This window comes from Hydrogenoanaerobacterium sp. (genome assembly GCF_032017025.1).
Classification (GTDB): Bacteria; Bacillota; Clostridia; order Oscillospirales; family Ruminococcaceae; genus Hydrogenoanaerobacterium.
Map to the genome: position 1 here is coordinate 33,117 of NZ_DALZQO010000023.1, position 18,935 is coordinate 52,051.

Consider the following 18,935-nt stretch of genomic DNA (forward strand, 5'->3'; position numbering starts at 1 on the left):
CCTTTCTGCTGCTGTTTTGCACTCTAAATCAGCTTTAAGAAGCACCTGCGCCCTATTTGAAAATGCCAGTGGAAATTGAATTTGGCGGAATCACAACTTTTGCACAAATTCCGTTTAGGCGGATGAAAGCCGATACTTCGTGACTTGTCTGGTTCAAAACCACAGCTACAATGGTATCATCTGTATTCGAAAATGCGGTAACCTCTATGTCTTGCGTGTAGCGGCTATGGGCGATGCGGACTGCACCAGGCTTTATGTAGCGGCTGAAATGGCGGATATACGCTAGGGTGTTGCGTTCCAATAGCTCTTTCTTCTCTGTATCAAACAAAAACGGTGCGTCACAGTAGTTGCCAACATGGTTTGGGCCGCCTTTTTTATCGAGCAAAATATTCCAATCGTAAAATGCGGTCATACCGTTGTTCAAATTTCCGATGATATCGTGCGCGTATTTTTTTGCGTTTTCCAGGTAATTATCCTGCGAAAACTTACTGTATTCAATACATGCCTCAGATAAAATCAACTTTTTATCGGGGAACTTTTCCCGCACCAAATTGAGCGCTTCAAAATGGTCGCCGCTGTACCAATGGAAGGCAATACCTGCCACCATAGCATCGGTTTCATCATCAATAATTTCACAAGCGCGCTCAAAAACACGCTCTTTGTTGTGGTCCCAAATAAAAATCTCAATATCCGTGAGCTCATTTTTTACAAAAGCCGGATACAGATAGTTTTTTAAAAACTCTTTTTCTTCTGCGGCTGTAAATTCACACGAATCCCATAGTTGGATGGCTTTGGGCTCGTTTTGCAGGCTCATTCTGGTAACTGTATATCCACGCCGGCGGAATTCTTTGATGTAATGGCAGATATAGTTTGACCAAAACGATTGAAACTCTTTTTTAAGTTTGCCGCCGTGGTTCCTCTCCCCGTTGGTTTTCATAAAAGCGGGCGGGCTCCAGGGGGTTACCATAATCTCAATGTTTTTGCTTGTAAATTTCTGCGCATCATCAAGCAGCGGTAAAATGTATTGCTCGGTTCTATCCAAGCAAAAGCTTTTCATTTCAAGGTCGGTTGGGTCAGACATCGCCTCGTAATGTCCTAAAGAAAAATCACAACTGTCGATATGAATACGCGCTATGCGGTAACCCATTTCGTTCTCATCAAAATATGTTTTCAGCAAGGTGTCTTTTTGCTGTTGGTTCATCTGTGCGTACACATAACCTGCGGCATCGGTCAGGGCACCGCCAAATCCTTCAAAGGCTTGGTACCGCACCTCTGGGTATAGGTTGATGAGCTGGTTTTCCTCGCCTAAATCCGGCACCATTTCCAAAACTGTTGTAGTTTCGCGTTTTACATTCTCTGCAAATGTAGTCGTTACAAATTCAAGGTTCATACACTCTCTCCTATCCGTTTAATCTGCTGTGCTTCCTTCTGCGTTTTACGAAATTCTAACGGGGACATATCCATCACCTTTTTGAATACTTTTGAAAAATACTTTTCATCTTTAAAGCCAACCTTAAAGGCCACCTCGTACGTTTTCATTTGATACTGCTGCAAATAGATACACGCATGTTCAATTCGTATTTCATTTAGAAAATCCACAAAGCCGATGCTCCTATTCTGCGAGAAAAGCGTGGACAAATACCCGCTGGTGATCCCCACTTTTTTGGATACATCTGCCAAGGTCAAATTTTCATTATAATGCTCTTTCATGTATTCTACAGCACTATCCACAAGATAATTGGTCTGATGTGCCTGCTGCGTCTCTTTGAGTGAGCCTTGCATTTTTTCAAGAATAGTATCAAGCCGCGCCAAAATCTCTGTTGAACGGCAGGGCTTCAGCAAATAGTCGTCTGCTCCATGGCGCAGTGCCTGTTGGGCATACTTAAATTCATCGTAGCCGCTCAAGATGATGGTTCTAGGAAGAATGCCGGCTTTATCGGCTTCTTTCATCACTTCAATTCCATTCAAAATTGGCATCTGTATATCAAGCAGCATCAGGTCGGGTTCATGCCGGATGATGAGATCCAAAGCCTCCTGCCCGTTGGCGGCTGTATATACCTTGTCGATGTGGTTGCTGTATAGCCGAATATAGTTCGCCATTCCGTTGCGGATAGCATCCTCATCATCTGCAATCAGTAATTTAACGGCCATTACTCCACCACCTTTCCTTTTGCAGGTATTGCTATCGTAATTGTCGTACCCTTTCCTACTTCACTATGAATGTGCAAGCGGTAATCGTCTTGATATTTCAGCTCGAGCCGTTCCTTTACATTTTTAATAGCATATCCACCAATTCTTTGGCTGGAATAGCGTTTGGAATCATCCATGTTCCAAATTCCGTCAACCTGCTCGGGCGTCATGCCAATGCCGTTGTCTTGCACGCTAAACTCAAGATAACCGCCTTTTAAGCAGCCTGTTACCAGCAGCCTACCGGTTGCGCTTGTATTTTCAAGGCCGTGAATAATTGCATTTTCCACGAATGGCTGTAAAATGAGTTTTGGTATGTAGTAATCCAGCATATCTTCTTGAATGTTGATGCTATATTCCAGCCGGTCAGTAAAGCGCATTTTTTGAATTTGAAGATAACGGGCGATCAGCTCACGCTCTTGGCAAACGGGGATAATTCCTTTGCCTTGCCCTAATACTAAGCGGAACAGTTGCGACAGTGCTAAAATATCCTCCGCAAGCTCTTCGTTCCCATTATGAAGCGCTCGCCAATACAGCGAGTCAAGGGTATTGTACAGAAAATGCGGGTTGATTTGTGCCTGCAACGCAACAAGCTCGCTTTCTTTTTCTTTGAGCGCCATCACATAGTTTGTATCAATCAGCTCTTTAATTTCTTCAACCATCTGATTAAAGCACTCGGTTACTGCCCCCACTTCATCGCTTGCGGTAACTGTTACCTTTTGTTCAAAATCACCTTTTTTAAATTTATCCATAGCAAGGCACAAACGCCCCAAAGGCTTCGATATAACATTCGACACAAACTGAAGAAGAGGCCACAGCCCAAGCAATAAGCCAATGAGTAAAAGCACGGGTAGCATTGCAATGCTGTAAAGCTGACTGTTGCCTGCACTTTTAGGTACCATTTTACACACGAGTACACCTTTTTTCTGGCTTTGGCTGCAAAAAACATTGTAAGAGCCGTATTGAAAATAGGTATCACGCTGCTGATACGGGGTTGCAGTGTACGCGGTGCTTTGCACATACTGCAAAATTTCCGCATCTACCTCACCGGCACGGGTTAGTTCCTCGCCCCGCCAGCTTAACACTACAATTCCCTCATCGCCTTGCTGCAATGCATTTTTACACAAATCGGTATATTTTCGGGCATCAATGCCGAATACCAGGTAGCCCAACGGTGTTTTCTTGGATAGATCATAAATTTCACGGTACATGACGATTTTATCCGTGCGGTTTGCCTTATAGATATCGGAATCGCCGCGAGATACCCGTGCCCAGGTGACTTCACCCTTGTTGGCGACAGAGGCCTGATAGGTATCGGTATTGCGTACCTGCTCAATGGAGGGAAGATATGCACTGGAATCGATACAGCGCAGATAGGGAAAAACGCCGTTTTCGGGGTAAATGGCAATGGTTTTGATATAGCCCTTTAAGGCGATAATGTCTTCTACAAATTGCATGGGTGCGTTGTTCATCCACAGTCTGCGGTTTTGGTTTAACGCCTGTGGGGTGCCCGAGGTTAAAATTTGATTGATATCACTGTTAATACACAAATAGATCGATAAATCCGTTACATCCGACTGTATTACACTGATGCTTTCTTCTACGCTTTTTACCAAATTAATGTCTGCCTCTATTTGGTTTCTTATAGATGTCCGGTAGTTGCTAATAAACAAAACGGTACTGATCAATACCAAAATAGGGCTGATGACCAGATAAACATAAAAGATGATTTTTCGCTGAATGCTTAGATTGCTGATCCACAGTTTCATTCTTCTCATAACAAGACCCCATCCCATACACATTACCTTTATTATACAGTACAGAGTTTTATTGTAAAAATCAACCTTTTATGGCACCCATGGCCACACCTTTTGTAATGTGCTTGTTTAAAAAGAGATACACAATTACAGCTGGAGCTGCGGTTAATGCCATTACAGCAAACTGTACCGCATAATTTGACGAATACTGCCCGGTGAATTCCAGCACTGAAAAGGGGAGTGTCTTCCATTTGGGTGAGCTCAAATAGGTCATGGCCATCATAAATTCGTTCCAGTTGTTCAAAAACGTCATGATAGATACTGTAGCAATCGATGATTTTAACAACGGCGTAATAATGGTGAAAACAATGCGGTAAATACCGCAGCCGTCTATCACGGCGGCTTCTTCCAACTCCACGGGGATAGATTCCATAAAGCTACTCATTAAGAAAAACCCCTGCGGGAGCGAAAAGGCAACGTAAGGAATCAGCAAAGCCCAAATGCTATCGGTTAAACCCAGGGCGTTATAGATTTTATAGTTTGGCAGCAGGGTTGCATGGATGGGGATCATCATGCCAAGCAGCAGCAGTGTTTTTACAAAGCCGCTGAGCTTCCAGCGCATACGGCGGCACGCAAATGCAGCCATAATAGAGCTGATGACAACCAAAACAACAGCGAGGATATTAATTACCAGGCTGTTCTTCAAATACCATAAAAAATTGCCGTCCACAAAAGCTTTTACGTAGTTGCCCCATTGTATTTCTTTTGGGATAATCAAAAGACCGCTGGTAAACATTTCGCTGCTGCGAGCCACCGAAAAGTTAATGAGCCAGATTAAGGGAAATATTTGGATTACAGCGATTATGATTAAAAGTATGTACAGTAAGGTTTTAGTGAAGGGGTAATTTTTTTTCTTTGCATAATCCATCTATCTCACCTCCAGCGCTTCTTTTTCTTGAAAGAGTTTGCCCAATAAAACCGTTACCACTAAGCAAATAGCAATAAAGACTACGCCAATGGCATTACCGTAACCGTACTTAAAGGCTTTGAAAGCTTGCTGATACAAATAAGTTGCCGCAAACTGGGTTCTGTCGCCGGGGCCGCCGTTTGTCAGCAAATATACCGTTTCCATTTGTTTTAAGGCGGAAATAATGGCCATAGTAACGTTTACCTGAATCACCGGTTTCATCAGTGGCAGGGTTATTCTTAAAAAGGTGGTTTTCGGCGTTGCGCCATCGATGGAAGCAGCTTCATAAAGCACAGGATCAATGTTCTTAATGCCTGTATAGTAAATCAGCATGCCCCAGCCAAAACCGTGCCAAATCAGCACAACGAGCACAGACCAAATGGCATTATTGGCACTAAGCCAGTTTACTTGCCCTAAAAACCCCAGTGCTTTCAAAACATTGTTCAATAAACCGAAATCGGGGTTGTAAATAAACTTCCATAAATATGCGATAACCGCAACCGAAATGACATTCGGAATAAAGTAGATACAGCGAAAGATACCTTCTGCCTTGCCCTGCAGCTTATCTAAGGTAGCGGCAACAACGATGGCAATCGGGTGCTGGATGCAGATAAAGCCAATAGCCAAAAGCAAGGAGTTTCGAAGAGAGACAAAGAACTTTGTATCATGTAACAAAGCCTTATAGTTATTTAACCCAATTAGGGTAGCGGTACCCATTCCGGAATATTGCGTGAAACTATAATAGATGCTAAGGCAGATAGGGAATAGTATGGCAAAAAGAAAAAACAAAAGGCCCGGTAGAACCAAACTGAAGATGACCGCTTTGTTGCTGTAAAGCTTCTTCACAGTTACCCTCCCTCCTTAAAATTATGGCTGCCTAAAACAAATATTAGGCAGCCATATGGGTAAATCTAGTTACATTAGGTGTATCAATTATTTACATGCTGCGCCAATCGTGCTAAGAAAATCTTTAACAGTTTTGGTGCCGTTGGAGACGCTTTGAATTTCACTCTCGATTGAGGTTTTAAAAGCGGAGGGACCACAGTCGTTTAGTGGTGTACCCGAAACGCTTGTTGCGCCGGTTGTAATGCTTGTAAATACATTTTGCAGCTCGGTTTCTTTGCCGGTCATATATGCAGATTGATCTTGTGCAGACATGCCAACGCCATTTTCCCAGCCATATTTGGATAGTTTATCGGGCTGATACATAAAGTTTAGGAATTTAATCGCTTCGTCTTTTACCTCAGATTCGGCCGATACCGCATAGCCGCCGCCGTTCCAGGCTGCAATATCAGTTTGCGCACTTTTGCCGCCTGCAAGCGGGGGCATTGTAAATGCACGCACGTTGGTACGAATTTCTTCAGTAATGTCTTCGTTTAAAGCCATGGAGGACTCCCAGCTGCCCATGTAGAACATGGCGGCTTGCCCGTTTGTGAACAAGTTCATGGCGGTGCCGTAGTCTTGTGTGTCGTAACCTATCTGGAACAAGCCTGCGTTTACAGTGTCAACCAGCAGTTGGGTCGCTTTTTCGAATACAGGGTCGCTAAAATCTCCGGAGGCAATCGCTTTGGAAATGATGTCGCTGCAATTACCGTTTATGCGAATCATCAGGTCGGTTAAGTAGATGGCCATTGGCCAGCCGTCTCCGCCATCCATTGCAACAGGAACAATGCCAGCCGCCTTAATGGTGGGGGCTAAGGCGAGCAGTTCTTCGTAGGTGGCGGGTACCTTCCAGCCGTTGTCTTTAAACACTTTTTCGTTGTAGTAAAATGCCATAACATCGGTGTTGCGGGGCAGGCCATAAAGCTTGCCGTCTTTACCAAAGCCATCTAAAGACCCGGGGATGAAGCCGTAGTTGGTGTAATCGGCAGGGTTTAGCTCAGCCAAAACCCCGGCGTCGAGCACTTCATCCAGGAAAGAGGGCTGCCCCCAAATGCTTACAACATCGGGCATACCGTCCATGGAGTATGCCTTAAACTTTGTTTTGTAAGCTTCTTCGTCCAAAGCTTCCACTTCAATTTTTACGTTGGTGTTCGCAGCCATGTATTCATCAATAATCATTTGCTCCACCAAGCCTTGGCCGTTTTTTCTGTCCGGCAGGTTCGAGAAAATTTTCAGTGTTATGGTTTTTGCTGCAGCGTCCGGTTTGGGCTCTGGCACAGCGGTGCTCGGTGCGGGGTTTTTACAGGCAGTGAACAGTGTTGCTGCCATGGTAGCCGCAAGTAACAATGCGAATAATTTCTTTTTCATTGTGATCCTCCCTTAAACTTGTATTGTGAAACCTACTTTGTTTATTTCATCATAGCATTATTTTTTTGTGTAATACAGATACCGATTTTACAAAAAGGTGGAATATTTTTGAAATATCCTAAAGATACGGACAAAAAACGAAGATTGGCTCGGCAAGGGAGCCCTTTTATTATCTGAAACTAATGTCTTACAAGCTGGTCAGCCCAATTTCTACGACACCTTTTACAGATAGCAGACATAAACTGTTATTGAAACTTTTGATGATTGATTCGTCAAAAAATAAAGGAGGTTATTATGGATAATTATTTGGGCAACCCCATGAACTTATCGGTAGATTATATGGATCGTATGGAAAAAATGTATCCTGATTGTTATACAAGAATTTATCCGCATGTTCAGGACATAGTTGATTCGCTCAGCGACGAAAGCATGTACAATCTGTCAAACGAGAACATAAATCAGTTAACGGATGAGGCGGTTAGAAGAAGCAATGTGATGAACGATCCACCAATGGGGCACAACAGGTCTACAATCAATGATTTTACAAGAGCCCTCATGGTAAGAGATATGTTCGATAGACATAGAAGACGCAGATTTAACCCGTTTTTCTTTCCGTTTTTCTTTTTCCCATTCGATGACCGTGACCGCGATCGAGATCGTCGTCGAGACCATGATCGTGACCGATTTTAATAGTAAGATAAAGGTTTTACAGGGGTGCTCAGCACCCCTGTTTGCTTTTGGAGATGCTGAAATAACAGATGAGCGGGAAACAATTCCGAAAAAGGTGCAAATAAAAAAGAACAAGCGGTGGTTTACCCGCCTGTTCTTTTTGTGCAGTTTTCGGCTGCTGTTTTCAAAACCAAGATAACCTCCGCTTAATATTCTTTTGCTAAAATTGCTTTCACTGCGTCTTTAATCTCGGCGTAACCGGTGCACCTGCAAAGGTTGGATTGAAGCCACTGTTCTATTACAAAATCGCCTGCATCGGGGTGGAGGTTGGACAGGGAATGGCATACCATCAAAAAGCCGGAGGTGCAGTATCCGCACTGGAACCCCCATTTTTCTACAAATGCCCGTTGAACAGGGGCATACTTGAGTCCCTCTACCGTTAAAATCTGGTGCCCAATAGCCTCCACCGCCAGCATCAGGCAAGATTTTATAGGCCAGCCGTCAACAAGAACCGTACACGCACCGCAATCACCGTTTTCACATCCGGGCTTAGCCCCGGTAAGAAATAGTTTCTCCCTTAAGACGTAAAGCAGAGTATCGGACGGCTGAACCATAACAGATACGGTTTCTTCGTTTATATTTAATTCGATGATGCTTTTCTCCGTATAGGATATCATGCTATTCCCCCTTAAAATTTTCGTACATCTGCAGCAAAATATTACGTAAAACAAAGATGCGATACTCTTTGCTCCCCAAATAATCGCTGATGACAGAGCCTTTGATCTGCTCGGTAATCTGGGTGATTCGCTCTTCTTCGGTCAACATGGTGTTACTCAGCAGGTCGGACGGCAGAATAAGAGGGCAGTTTGCCAATCCGCTGACGGCCGCCTTGATTTTCAAAGAACTTTTATTCCCCACCAATGTGATGAGCGGATAGTCGATTTTATCCATCTTGGTCTTTTTGACATGGGCATAGGGCAGAAGAAGCTTATTTTGATCCACGAAAAGCTGCACCAGAAAATCGCCTTTTTGCAGCCGCAAATGTCCGTCAAAAATTTGCGAGAATAACAATTCCTGCAACCCGTTTTGTGTCATTACTTTCGCCTTGCAGTTTGTAATCATCAGCGGCAAAGAAGTTTCGCGGTATTTAACAGTGCCGGCTAAATTGCCGCCCAGTGTGATCTTGCCCTGAATCGTATGGTCGGCAATTCTGGCGGCAGTTTCACACAATAGGGGATAGTGCCCGGCCTCGGCAATCTGCGTTAATGTCAGGGCACTGCCCAGAACAAGGCTGTTGTCCTCAAACCCCATATAGCTGCACTCCGGAATGCCCTTGAGGTCAATTACCGCATCGAACCGAAGGCTTTCGGCCCTTGCCATGCTCACAATTTCGGTTCCTCCGCCATAATAAAGCGGATGCTTGTTGTGGGAGACAAGCTGATGATAGCATAAAACAGCTTCCTCCAAAGTTTCTGGCTTATAATATTCAAAATCAAAAGATATCATCACAGCGCACCTGTCTTTTTCTTCCACAAATATTCCGGGGTGATAGGCAGTTCGGTAATATCCACACCTGCTGCCAGCGATAAGGCGTTGGCCAAAGCGGCGGGGATGCCGATAATACCATGCTCGGCGATTCCTCTTGCACCAAAGGGCGCTTCGATATGGGGCGTCTCTACAAAATCAATTAAATATTCCGGTACCTCTCCATACCGCAGCATCTTGTACGTACGAAAGCTGGTGTCTTGTATGATTCCTTTGTCATCGTAAACAAAGTGCTCACCGGTACCTAGCCCCAGCCCCATACACATTCCGCCCATTACAACACCCTTTGCGGTTTTAGGGTTTAGAACCTTCCCTGCATCGATAACAGTGGCCGCTCTTAAAATGCGGTAGGTGTGCTGTTTGGTGTCGTACTCCACTTCGACGGCTTGTGCGCCAACTGTCCAGCACGGCCCCGCTTTGCCTTTTCCGGTTTCTTGGTCAAGCAGGGTCAGGTGGTTCATAATGTAGCTTCCCCTGCCAATGATGGGCCCCGTAATGGCATTTCCGTTTGGATACTTGTAGCCATGTACCAGATGCTTAAATGACACATACATGGTCGGGTCGCTTCGTACAAAAACTTTTTCTTCCCCTAGCTCCAAATCCTCGGGCGGGCAGCGCAGGGCAATTGCACCTAGGCTTAGCAATTGGCGTATCGCGTCGTCCGCAGCGCTTAGGACAGCCCTGCCCACCATAAAGGTGGTCATGCTGGCGACGGTTTTCCAATACTTGGGCGTTGTCTCAGAGTCAATCTCCATTTTTACATGAATTCGGTCAATGTTCATGTTCATTTTTTCGGCAAGAATTTGAGCTGCAGTTGTTCTCATGCCCGGCCCGCATTCCACAGCACCGCAATTTAAATGGATGCTTCCGTCTTTGTTAAAGATAATAATCGCACTGGCAGCAGCATCTGTTGGGGTATCTGAGGTCTTATAGAAGCATCCAATCCCTTTTGCCCGCACAAGGTTATTGCTCTGCTCTATCCTTGTACCTTCCTCCCAGTTAATAAGGGTTTTAAGCCTGTTAAGACATTCTGCAAAATTACCTGTATTGCTTAAAGTAACCTTTACCTGAGTTGGGGTAAAATCATCTTCTTTTATAGCGTTCACCATGCGCAGCTGCAATGGGTCCATCTTAAGCGCCGCAGCAAGCTTGTCCATCATGCGTTCCAAACAAAAAGCTTGGGATTCGTGCCCAAACCCTCGAAAAGAGGTAGTGTAGGGATGGTTGGTATAAACCGTATAGCAATCGCAGTGGATATTTTCGATATGATAAGGGCCGGTGCAATCCACCAAAATAGCTTTCGCCATTTTCGGTGCGATTTCGGCATAGCCTCCGCAATCCACGTGAAAAATCATTTCTGCGGCAGTAATTTTCCCGTTTTTCTTTGCTCCCAACTTAATTTTTGCTTCCACCCCCATGTGGCAGGGGAAGCTTACCATATCCTCCTCGCGGGTATTCACCAGTTTGACGCAGTTTCCCTCAACGGCTTTTGCCGCAATTACAGCTAACACTTCGGGTTCGGCAGCCACCTTGCCCCCAAAGCTGCCGCCCACAAGCGGCACTTGCACAGCGATATTTCCTTCCGGCAGTTTAAAATATTCGCTGATCAGCTCTTTAACGGCAAACGGCGCCTGCGAGGAACATTGAATCACCACCCTGCCGTCCGGCTGCATTTTGCAGCGGGCAGTTCTGGTCTCCATCGCTGCATGGTCCGATTGGGGGAGCATCAGCGTCCCCTCAACCGTAACTTCACTTTCAGCCCAGCCCTTTTGCACATCTCCTTTGCGAATTTTATGGTGGCTGCAGATGTTCGAATTCTCGATCGGGTAAACGTCGTCTATCATCTTTTTATAATTCATCAGATTTTCATGAATTAAAGTCGGATTCGGCTTCAGCGCATCGACAATGGAGTTAACGACGGGCAGAGCCTGATATTCAACCTGAATGCAATTTACTGCGGCCTTTGCATGCTGTTCATTATCGGCAATTACCATTGCAACCGGCTCACCAAAAAAGCGAACCTTATCCTTGGCGAGGGGAGGCTTGTCATTCAGAAGTGCGCCGCATAAAAAATGAACATCTTTTCCGGTTACTATGGCTTTTACTCCCTGCATGCTGCTTGCCTTTACGGTATCAATCGAGACGATGTGGGCATGTGCGTAGCGGCTGGTCAGCAGCTTTGCACATAACGCTGCCGGTTCAGGCAAGTCGTTTGTATAGTCGGCGGCTCCGGTTACCTTATTCCAGGCTTCTTTACGTATCATGTCCTGACCTAATTGTGTATACACTGCAATCCCCCTACAACATGTGATCCTATTGTTATTGTTAATATTTTCAAATAATTTTATGCAATTAATGAGCATTATTTAAGAAGTCTTATTGTTTCACAGGTTTAAGCTGTTTATATCTTATGGTGCAGGCTCATGTGCCCGACGATAAAAGCATGCAAAAAGCCCGATGTCGGTTTTTATTCGACATCGGGCTTTTCACGCTTTAAATTGGTTTAATCGTTCCCTTTAATATTTATCACTGTAATAATGGTGATCAAAATCAGCTTCGTCAAGGGCTTCACCCAAATCGTTGTACTGCGCATACGCCGTTGCAGCATCCTTTTTCAGACGAAACGCTTTGATAAGATCTTTTAGCACCTGTGCTTGGCTGGAAAGCTCTTCGCTCGCAGCCGCACTTTGTTCGGCGGTGGCAGAGTTGGTTTGTACCACGCCCGATATTTGGTCAACGCCTGTAGAGATTTGTTCGATTGCAATTGCCTGATTCTTTGACCTGCCGGAGATTTTAGTGACTGCAGTTACAATATACTCTGCATCCGCAACAACCTCTTCCAATGCTTTTGCAGTGGAATCTGCAATTTTAACCCCGTCTTTTACCGCATGAACCGAATCCTCAATCAAAACAGTTGTGTTTTTTGCAGCCTCGGCACTTTTGCTGGCAAGGTTTCGCACCTCATCGGCAACCACAGCAAAGCCCTTGCCGGCTGCACCGGCTCTTGCAGCCTCTACTGCCGCGTTCAGTGCAAGAATGTTTGTTTGAAAAGCAATATTTTCAATTGTTTTTATAATTTTACTGATTTCGTCTGACTTGCTGCTGATTTGTTCCATTGCGGCAAGCATTTGCTGCATCTGCTTATTGCTGTTGTCGATAGAAGTGCCCATGTCGGTAGCTCTCTGGCTTACAACCATGGCATTGTCGGCATTTTTTCTGGTTTGGCCGGTTATTTCTGTAATTGCAGCAGAAAGCTCTTGGATGGAACTTGCCTGCTCGGTAGCGCCTTGAGAAAGTGCCTGTGCGCCGTAGGAAACTTGATCGGAACCGCTGGCTACCTGCTCGGCAGCCTCATTGATTTGAGACAGGGTAGATGACGTTATGGCAATAAACTTTGTCATAGAATTTTCAATATTTTCAAAATCCCCAATGTACTTTTGGGCGGGGGCTAAATCGAAATTGCCGTCAGCCATTTCCTCCATCACTCTGTCAATATCTTTTATGTAGAGGAAAAGTGCAGCCACAGAATGGCGCAGGCTATCGGCCAGGCGTCCCAGCTCGTTATGAGACTGATAGGCTAATTCAGCGCCCATATTACCTTTTGCCATTTGTTGTGCAAAGGCTTCAATTTCGCTGATTGGCTTATAGATGCCGCGCCCAATAAATATAGAAATTGCAATAGAGAAAAGAACGCCAAACAAACCAAGCAGGATAGACGAGGCTTGTGCAAAACTACTGCCCAAACCAGATTCTTCTACCCTCTGTGTAACCGAGGCATCAACAATACCCAGTATTTCATCAACTTTTGCATCAGTTTTTTGCACGGCGGCACTGTAATCATCGTAGAGCGCAGTAGCCTTTTTCTGATCGCTCATGGAAATGTCTTGTATCTGCTTTCGAATTTCTTTTGCATCCAGAGTAAAGGCAACTGCCTCGTCCACTTTTTCTTTATCGGTTGCCAGCAAAAACTTTAAATGCTCAAGCCCCTTTATAATTTGGAACGATTTCGCATCAGAATCTGCAATCAGTGCATCGGCCCGTTGCTGGTCATCCGTAAGGATCATATCCAGCATGTTTTTCTCCAGCTTGGAAATATTGTTTTTAACAAGCCATACCTTACGCATTTCGGGTATGCTAACGGTATTGGTAATCTTTAGCATGTTGTGTGTACTGCGTAAAGACAAAAGGCACACAACCAACGGAACAACACATAAAATTACAGTCAAACCAAATGCAAGGTCTAACTGCCAGCGAATTTTGATATTCCTTAATCTTCGAAACATATTTTACTCCCCATATATTTATAGTTTTTTGCAGTGCGAGGTTCGGGTTTATCATAAAAGCTTGTAAAAAGCTTGTATCGGCAGTGTATTATCTTTTATATAATATCAGAGCAGAATTGGCATGATTAATATCGACGAATTGATTCGTTTTTTTAAGTGGCATTAATAAGGATGGCAAAAAAATAGTTCAGCTTTTTTATCTGCATAAGTATTTACTTTACAGGTGATGCAAGGCTCTTTTAAATGCAAGTGCATTGCTTTACAGGTGCCACGGCGTTACAGAAGGATAAAAACGATAAACAAGGTGCATCGAACAGATTTTGCGCTGCCGCCCAATACAGAAAAAACCTCTGCAAACTTTTTAGCTTACAGAGGACCAGTTCAGCCGATACCTGCTTCAAAACTGAGCAGCTTATTTACGGCAGCCTGCATGTCGGGGTGCAGGCGGTACTGCGTAATCAATCGCCTTTCGGCTTCGGTAATGCCAAAGCGGTCATTTTCATCAAAATTTTGCACATGCTGCTGAAGGTTGCTGATGGTGATGCCGAGCCCTCTGCAAATTTTTAGTACACTGTCAATGGCCGCACCGCCAATTGACCCGTTGAGCATAGAAAGCAGGGTACTGTAAGGCATGCCAATTTGCTGCGCAAAATCTTTTAGAGTGTAGCCGTTTTCTTTAATCAACCGTTTTATGTATTGCTCACGGCTCATAGCATCAACTCCTTTAAGCAAATAGTAGCATGTAATAGCAGGTATTTCAACAATTTACCTGTCTTTTTACCAAAAAGCGAATATTTGAATAAAATAATGCCAAAATATCGTGTTACTAATTTGTAACTGTACCGGATAAAAATAGCAAGTAATGAGATAATAATTAAGAATAACGTAAAGAATCAAATCGCGTTTATCAATGTTTTAACATAATATTGGCTATAATACATTATATTATATTAAATTAATGGAAATATGTGGTTGACAATTTTAAAACAGCGTGTTACCATTATGTCATAAATTAAAAGGAGAAAAGATAAGAACGAGAAAAGGAGTTGGTTGCGGTGTACCGGCAGATTGAAGCACACCTTGTGCTCAGCGGCAAAACAAAACGCGAAGTAGCCGATGCTCTTGGAATCTCGTACAATACTCTGCTTTTAAAGCTGAAGGGCGCCAGCTGTTTTACACTGGATGAAGCCGTGAAGCTGCAAACCCTGTTGAAAGCCCCCGAAAGCATTGAGGAGCTTTTTGACAAACCCGCATAAGTTAGATGAGCGGACGGAGAACCGCTTGCTATAAACAAAAAACAAAATTTATGGAGGAATTTACAATGAAAAAAGTACTTGCACTTGTACTTGCTGTTGTTCTTGCTTTTGGCATGACAACCGTTGCTTTCGCTGCTGTTACAGGCAATTCTGGCACAAAGAATATTGCTATTGATGCTAACGTCTACACCTATGATAAAGATGCTAAAACTGAAAAAGCATCTTCTGCTATCCTTTTCGGTAACAACATGAGTCTTGCTGCTAACGAGACATATTACATTCCTGTAAATGATGGCTCTGATGATATCAGCAAAATTTCTGATTTGAAGAACTACAAAGTAAGATCTTCTATCGACACTGGCGCTTCCTATATTGCTTCTAAACCTGCTTTTGTCATCAAAGACAAACAAGCTTTCATCACCTTCAAAACTGCTGACAAGTTTAACATGGAAGCACAAGATTTTGAGATGACTATCACAATTTATCCTGATGCTGATTTCAAGGTAGACAGTGGTAATGCTGCTGCTGAGAAGAGCTACGCTCTTGCTGGCGAAATTAAATATAGCGAAGTTGAAGTTTCTAACTACAAAGACGTTGATGGCAAACCTGTTGTTAAATTTGACGACGATGCTAAAGACGTTGAGTTGAACTTTAATGACAAAGCTACTTTTGAAGTTAATGCTGAGGGTCAGAAAGACCTGTTCCTGAGACTCACCGATGAGGATGAGGCTCTCGAGGATAAATACCCTGAGGCAGCTTTGGACATCAGATATTTTGATGGCAACAACAAAACTTTCCGTCGTTCTGGTACTTTGACCATTGCTGCTGACATGGTTGAAGGCAAAGATGGCAAAATGGTTGCTCCTTTCATCTACACCAACGAGAACGGCAAACTGGTTGTCTTCAAAGACGCTAAGTACGATGAGGACGCTGAGAAATTTGTAATTAAAACCAACAAACTCGGCAAATACGTTATCTCTGACGTTGAGCTGAAAGCAGACGCTGCTACCGACAAAGGCGATGGCGCTGAGACCAACCCCGACACCGGTGCTAACGATTTCGTTGGCCTGGCTGTTGCTCTGGCAGTAGTTTCTGTTGCTGGTATCGCTGTTGCAAAACGCAAATAATTTTAGTTGGTAACAATTAACGTTATTTAACCGGCTTAATGGCGGACGGTGGTTTCTCCACACCGTCCGCCTGCTTTTATAAGGGCACAGGTTGCTGTGCCTTTGCAAAAGCAAAAATAAGCCATCTCCAACTCTCGTAATAGAGTTACAATAGCCGCAAGGCAAGAGCAAAAGAGAAAGACGCCGCATCTCCAACGGTGTCTTTCTTTTTGTTTTGTTACTTTTATCAAATAAATTCGTATTATCCCTTGCAAAACGCTGCAAAGCATGTTACTATAATAAAAGTAAAAGATTAAGTTGTGAAAGAGTGGGGTTACCCGCTCTTTTGTTTATGTATGGGGCAAACAGCTGCTGAAATAAGCTTGTTTTGGGGCTGTTTGCACTGTAAAACGGAATCACGGCAGAAAAGGAATGGTGGTAGCTTGGCAAAAGGGAAGAACACAGTAACACTCGTCAGCGAGGTGGTGCAGCCTGTCGCAGATGAAATGGGGCTGATTTTATGGGATGTGCGCTTTGAAAAAGAGGGTGCGTCCTGGTATTTGCGCCTGTTTATAGATAAAGAGGGCGGCGTAAACATTGAAGATTGCGAGAATTTCAGCCGTGCGGTGGATAAACTATTGGATGAAGCAGACCCGATTGATCAAAGCTATTACCTCGAAGTTGGTTCGCCGGGCATTGAACGCGAACTGGTGAAAGACTGGCATTTTAAGCAGTATATCGGTAAGGCTGTCAATGTGCGCTTTATTCGCCCGGTTGAGGGGCAAAAAGATTTTGTAGGGCAGCTCACTGCTTACGAAAACAATGAAATTACCATATTGCTGGACGAAGATTTGGAGATGCAAATCCCCTTAGCCGAGACCGCATATGTTAGACTATACGATGATTTTGATATGGGAGGACTCGACTAAAATGAATAACGAGTTTTTTGAGGCACTAACGCTTCTGGAAAAAGAAAAAGGCATTCCCGCCGATTATCTGCTGGAGAAAATTAAAGCTGCGATTGCCATTGCAGTAAAGCGCGATTACGGCGGAACCGAGAATGCTTTGGTCGATATCGATCCCACTAAGGGCTCCTTTCATGTTGCAATCCGTAAAGACGTTGTTGATGATATTGAAAATGAGTACACCGATATTCTATTAGAAGATGCTTTTAAATACGACAAACGCGCTGAGGTTGGCGGCACGGTTGAAATCGCGCTTGAGACAAAACAGTTTGGGCGTATTGCGGCACAGGCGGCAAAGCATGTCATCCGTCAAGGCATTCGCGAGGCGGAAAAAGGCCAGCTGCTGCAGGAGTTCCAGAGCAAAGAACACGAGATTGTTTCTGCTATCGTTTCGCGTGTGGATAACAGGAAGGGGATTGCATCCCTTGAAATTGGGCGCAACGAGGCGGTTCTTCCCAAGTCTGAGCAGGTTCCTACCGAGGTGCTTGTTGAGGGGCAGCGCATTAAGGTTTATGTGGTTGAGGTTGCCAACTCTGAAAAAGGCCCCCGCATTATGATTTCGCGTACGCACCCGGGCTTAGTAAAACGCCTGTTTGAAATTGAGGTTCCCGAGATTTATGACGGTACGGTTGAAATCAAAGCAATCTCCCGCGAGGCGGGCAGCCGCACCAAACTTGCGGTATGGAGCAAAGATGAAAACGTCGATGCAGTGGGCGCTTGCATTGGCCCCAAGGGCAGCCGTGTTGCTAAAATTGTAGATGAACTGGACGGCGAGAAAATCGACGTTGTCAAATACTCGGAAGACCCTGCACAGTTTATCTCCGCGGCACTTTCTCCCGCCGATGTTGTGGCGGTCGAAGTTGACCCCGAGGGTGCGAGAATGTGCAAGGTAACAGTTCCCGATCATCAGTTGTCACTGGCAATTGGTAACAAGGGGCAGAACGCACGCCTTGCCGCAAAGCTCACCGGGTGGAAGATTGATATTCGCCCCGAGAGCGGTTTCTTTAGCGAGGAAGTGGCAGAATAATTAGCGTTACAATTAGGAGGTCAGACATATGCAAATCAAAAAAGTACCTTTGAGGATGTGCTCGGGCTGCGGCGAGATGAAGCCGAAAAAAGAGCTGATTCGCGTTGTGAAAAGCCCCGAGGGTGAAATATCACTCGATACGGTGGGAAAAAGGCCGGGCAGAGGCGCTTATGTCTGCAATAATATAGATTGCCTAAAAAAAGCGAGAAAGGCCAGACGGTTTGAACGCTCGTTCTCCTGCCAGATACCGGAGGAGGTTTACAACCGAATGGAGGAGGAATTGGAAAAAGGTGAATAGGCTTTTATCAACCATCTCGCTCACAAAAAGGGCAGGCAAGCTTTTGCTGGGGTTCGATCAGGTGAAAGATGCGGTTCTAAAAGGCGAAGCTGAAATCGTGCTCACAGCATCCGATTTATCTGAGAAATCCCGCAAGGGAATTAACCTTATCTGCGAGGCGGAAGACATAGAGAGTTTCTCACTACCAATTACAATGGACGAATTTTGGTATGAGATTGGTAAGAGAACAGGAATAATAGCGGTGACAGATCCGGGACTTGCCGGAAAACTACGTACGATGTTAAGCCGCGAAACAGAGGAATAAGGAGGATTTTAGTCTATGATGATAAAATACAGAGTCAGCGAGGTCGCGAAAGATTTGGGTGTTACCAGCAAGGAGGTTGTTGAGCTTCTTTCTAAGGTGAACGACACCCCGCATAAGTCGCAGACTGCTCTCACCGAGAGCGAGCTGAACGTGGTGTTTGAGAACTACACCCAGAAAAAACAGGTGGAAAGCTTTGACACATACTTTGCACAGGCCGATGAAAAAGAGGCACCAAAGGCTGCACACAAACCGGCTCCTGCACCCGCAGCCCCTGCTGCGCCTGCAGCCCCCGCAGCCCCTGCTGCGCCTGCAGCCCCCGCA

19 protein-coding genes are annotated in these 18,935 nt (G+C 44.7%); 8 read left to right on the top strand and 11 right to left on the bottom strand.

Translation table 11 applies throughout. The annotated features are described in order from the left end of the window. Nucleotides 1–52: 52 nt before the first annotated feature. The 6 genes from RTV33_RS12645 to RTV33_RS12670 all read right to left on the bottom strand — a co-directional run bounded on the left by RTV33_RS12645 (nt 53) and on the right by RTV33_RS12670 (nt 7,161). On the bottom strand, nt 53–1,390 hold the full coding sequence (locus RTV33_RS12645) for a glycoside hydrolase family 30 beta sandwich domain-containing protein (RefSeq protein WP_312644777.1): 1,338 nt from the start codon (nt 1,388–1,390) through the stop codon (nt 53–55). Then, nucleotides 1,387–2,151, bottom strand: coding sequence for a response regulator (locus tag RTV33_RS12650; protein WP_312644779.1), 765 nt, complete (start codon nt 2,149–2,151; stop codon nt 1,387–1,389). The genes RTV33_RS12645 and RTV33_RS12650 overlap by 4 nt, the downstream gene beginning before the upstream one ends. After that, complete coding sequence (locus tag RTV33_RS12655) at nt 2,151–3,965, bottom strand: sensor histidine kinase (protein ID WP_312644780.1); 1,815 nt, start codon at nt 3,963–3,965, stop codon at nt 2,151–2,153. The genes RTV33_RS12650 and RTV33_RS12655 overlap by 1 nt, the downstream gene beginning before the upstream one ends. A 61-nt stretch (nt 3,966–4,026) precedes the next feature. Next, nucleotides 4,027–4,872, bottom strand: a complete 846-nt coding sequence (locus RTV33_RS12660; protein WP_312644782.1) for a carbohydrate ABC transporter permease — start codon at nt 4,870–4,872, stop codon at nt 4,027–4,029. Continuing rightward, nucleotides 4,873–5,757: a sugar ABC transporter permease gene (locus RTV33_RS12665; protein ID WP_312644784.1), complete on the bottom strand. Its 885-nt coding sequence runs from the start codon at nt 5,755–5,757 to the stop codon at nt 4,873–4,875. 87 nt (nt 5,758–5,844) lie between these two features. Further along, on the bottom strand, nt 5,845–7,161 hold the full coding sequence (locus tag RTV33_RS12670) for an extracellular solute-binding protein (RefSeq protein WP_312644786.1): 1,317 nt from the start codon (nt 7,159–7,161) through the stop codon (nt 5,845–5,847). A 294-nt stretch (nt 7,162–7,455) separates the two neighbouring features. Here RTV33_RS12670 and RTV33_RS12675 point away from each other — a divergent pair, with 294 nt between their 5' ends. Further along, on the top strand, nt 7,456–7,851 hold the full coding sequence (locus RTV33_RS12675) for a hypothetical protein (RefSeq protein WP_312644788.1): 396 nt from the start codon (nt 7,456–7,458) through the stop codon (nt 7,849–7,851). 185 nt (nt 7,852–8,036) lie between these two features. Here RTV33_RS12675 and RTV33_RS12680 read toward each other — a convergent pair whose 3' ends face one another. The 5 genes from RTV33_RS12680 to RTV33_RS12700 form a co-directional block, all read right to left on the bottom strand. Beyond that, complete coding sequence (locus tag RTV33_RS12680; RefSeq protein ID WP_312644790.1) at nt 8,037–8,507, bottom strand: 2Fe-2S iron-sulfur cluster-binding protein; 471 nt, start codon at nt 8,505–8,507, stop codon at nt 8,037–8,039. A 1-nt stretch (nt 8,508) separates the two neighbouring features. Beyond that, nucleotides 8,509–9,336: an FAD binding domain-containing protein gene (locus RTV33_RS12685; RefSeq protein ID WP_312644792.1), complete on the bottom strand. Its 828-nt coding sequence runs from the start codon at nt 9,334–9,336 to the stop codon at nt 8,509–8,511. Beyond that, a complete protein-coding gene (locus tag RTV33_RS12690) occupies nt 9,336–11,663 on the bottom strand; it encodes a xanthine dehydrogenase family protein molybdopterin-binding subunit (protein WP_312644794.1) in 2,328 nt (775 codons plus the stop codon). The genes RTV33_RS12685 and RTV33_RS12690 overlap by 1 nt, the downstream gene beginning before the upstream one ends. 228 nt (nt 11,664–11,891) lie before the next feature. Beyond that, nucleotides 11,892–13,658, bottom strand: coding sequence for a methyl-accepting chemotaxis protein (locus tag RTV33_RS12695; protein ID WP_312644797.1), 1,767 nt, complete (start codon nt 13,656–13,658; stop codon nt 11,892–11,894). Nucleotides 13,659–14,039: 381 nt separating this feature from the next. Next, nucleotides 14,040–14,369: a helix-turn-helix transcriptional regulator gene (locus RTV33_RS12700; protein WP_312644799.1), complete on the bottom strand. Its 330-nt coding sequence runs from the start codon at nt 14,367–14,369 to the stop codon at nt 14,040–14,042. A gap of 344 nt (nt 14,370–14,713) precedes the next feature. On the opposite strand from RTV33_RS12700, the gene RTV33_RS12705 reads away from it, so the two are divergent. From RTV33_RS12705 to RTV33_RS12735, 7 genes are all read left to right on the top strand, one after another. After that, nucleotides 14,714–14,914 (top strand): XRE family transcriptional regulator, encoded by a 201-nt coding sequence (locus RTV33_RS12705; RefSeq protein WP_312644801.1) that lies wholly within the window; start codon nt 14,714–14,716, stop codon nt 14,912–14,914. 65 nt (nt 14,915–14,979) lie between these two features. Continuing rightward, entirely contained in the window at nt 14,980–16,041 is a 1,062-nt protein-coding gene (locus RTV33_RS12710) for a hypothetical protein (protein WP_312644803.1), read from the top strand. Nucleotides 16,042–16,463: 422 nt separating this feature from the next. Continuing rightward, nucleotides 16,464–16,949: a ribosome maturation factor RimP gene (rimP, locus tag RTV33_RS12715; RefSeq protein WP_312644805.1), complete on the top strand. Its 486-nt coding sequence runs from the start codon at nt 16,464–16,466 to the stop codon at nt 16,947–16,949. A 1-nt stretch (nt 16,950) separates the two neighbouring features. Beyond that, nucleotides 16,951–18,012: a transcription termination factor NusA gene (gene nusA, locus RTV33_RS12720; protein ID WP_312644807.1), complete on the top strand. Its 1,062-nt coding sequence runs from the start codon at nt 16,951–16,953 to the stop codon at nt 18,010–18,012. Between the two features lie 28 nt (nt 18,013–18,040). Further along, entirely contained in the window at nt 18,041–18,310 is a 270-nt protein-coding gene (gene rnpM, locus RTV33_RS12725) for an RNase P modulator RnpM (protein ID WP_312644809.1), read from the top strand. Further along, the gene (locus RTV33_RS12730; RefSeq protein ID WP_312644811.1) at nt 18,303–18,614 is read left to right on the top strand and encodes a ribosomal L7Ae/L30e/S12e/Gadd45 family protein; all 312 of its coding nucleotides are present in this window, start codon (nt 18,303–18,305) and stop codon (nt 18,612–18,614) included. The genes rnpM and RTV33_RS12730 overlap by 8 nt, the downstream gene beginning before the upstream one ends. 15 nt (nt 18,615–18,629) lie before the next feature. Beyond that, nucleotides 18,630–18,935, top strand: a 306-nt coding sequence (locus RTV33_RS12735; protein WP_312644813.1) for a translation initiation factor IF-2 N-terminal domain-containing protein, incomplete at its 3' end; no start/stop codon positions are given.

Coding starts and splice junctions, on each gene's coding strand:
- rnpM (WP_312644809.1), top strand. CDS start 18,041: ATGCAAATCAAAAAAGTACCTTTGAGGATGTGCTCGGGCTGCGGCGAG.
- RTV33_RS12660 (WP_312644782.1), bottom strand. CDS start 4,872: ATGGATTATGCAAAGAAAAAAAATTACCCCTTCACTAAAACCTTACTG.
- RTV33_RS12645 (WP_312644777.1), bottom strand. CDS start 1,390: ATGAACCTTGAATTTGTAACGACTACATTTGCAGAGAATGTAAAACGC.
- RTV33_RS12700 (WP_312644799.1), bottom strand. CDS start 14,369: ATGAGCCGTGAGCAATACATAAAACGGTTGATTAAAGAAAACGGCTAC.
- nusA (WP_312644807.1), top strand. CDS start 16,951: ATGAATAACGAGTTTTTTGAGGCACTAACGCTTCTGGAAAAAGAAAAA.
- RTV33_RS12675 (WP_312644788.1), top strand. CDS start 7,456: ATGGATAATTATTTGGGCAACCCCATGAACTTATCGGTAGATTATATG.
- RTV33_RS12695 (WP_312644797.1), bottom strand. CDS start 13,658: ATGTTTCGAAGATTAAGGAATATCAAAATTCGCTGGCAGTTAGACCTT.
- RTV33_RS12650 (WP_312644779.1), bottom strand. CDS start 2,151: ATGGCCGTTAAATTACTGATTGCAGATGATGAGGATGCTATCCGCAAC.
- RTV33_RS12670 (WP_312644786.1), bottom strand. CDS start 7,161: ATGAAAAAGAAATTATTCGCATTGTTACTTGCGGCTACCATGGCAGCA.
- RTV33_RS12710 (WP_312644803.1), top strand. CDS start 14,980: ATGAAAAAAGTACTTGCACTTGTACTTGCTGTTGTTCTTGCTTTTGGC.
- RTV33_RS12655 (WP_312644780.1), bottom strand. CDS start 3,965: ATGAGAAGAATGAAACTGTGGATCAGCAATCTAAGCATTCAGCGAAAA.
- RTV33_RS12685 (WP_312644792.1), bottom strand. CDS start 9,336: ATGATATCTTTTGATTTTGAATATTATAAGCCAGAAACTTTGGAGGAA.
- RTV33_RS12680 (WP_312644790.1), bottom strand. CDS start 8,507: ATGATATCCTATACGGAGAAAAGCATCATCGAATTAAATATAAACGAA.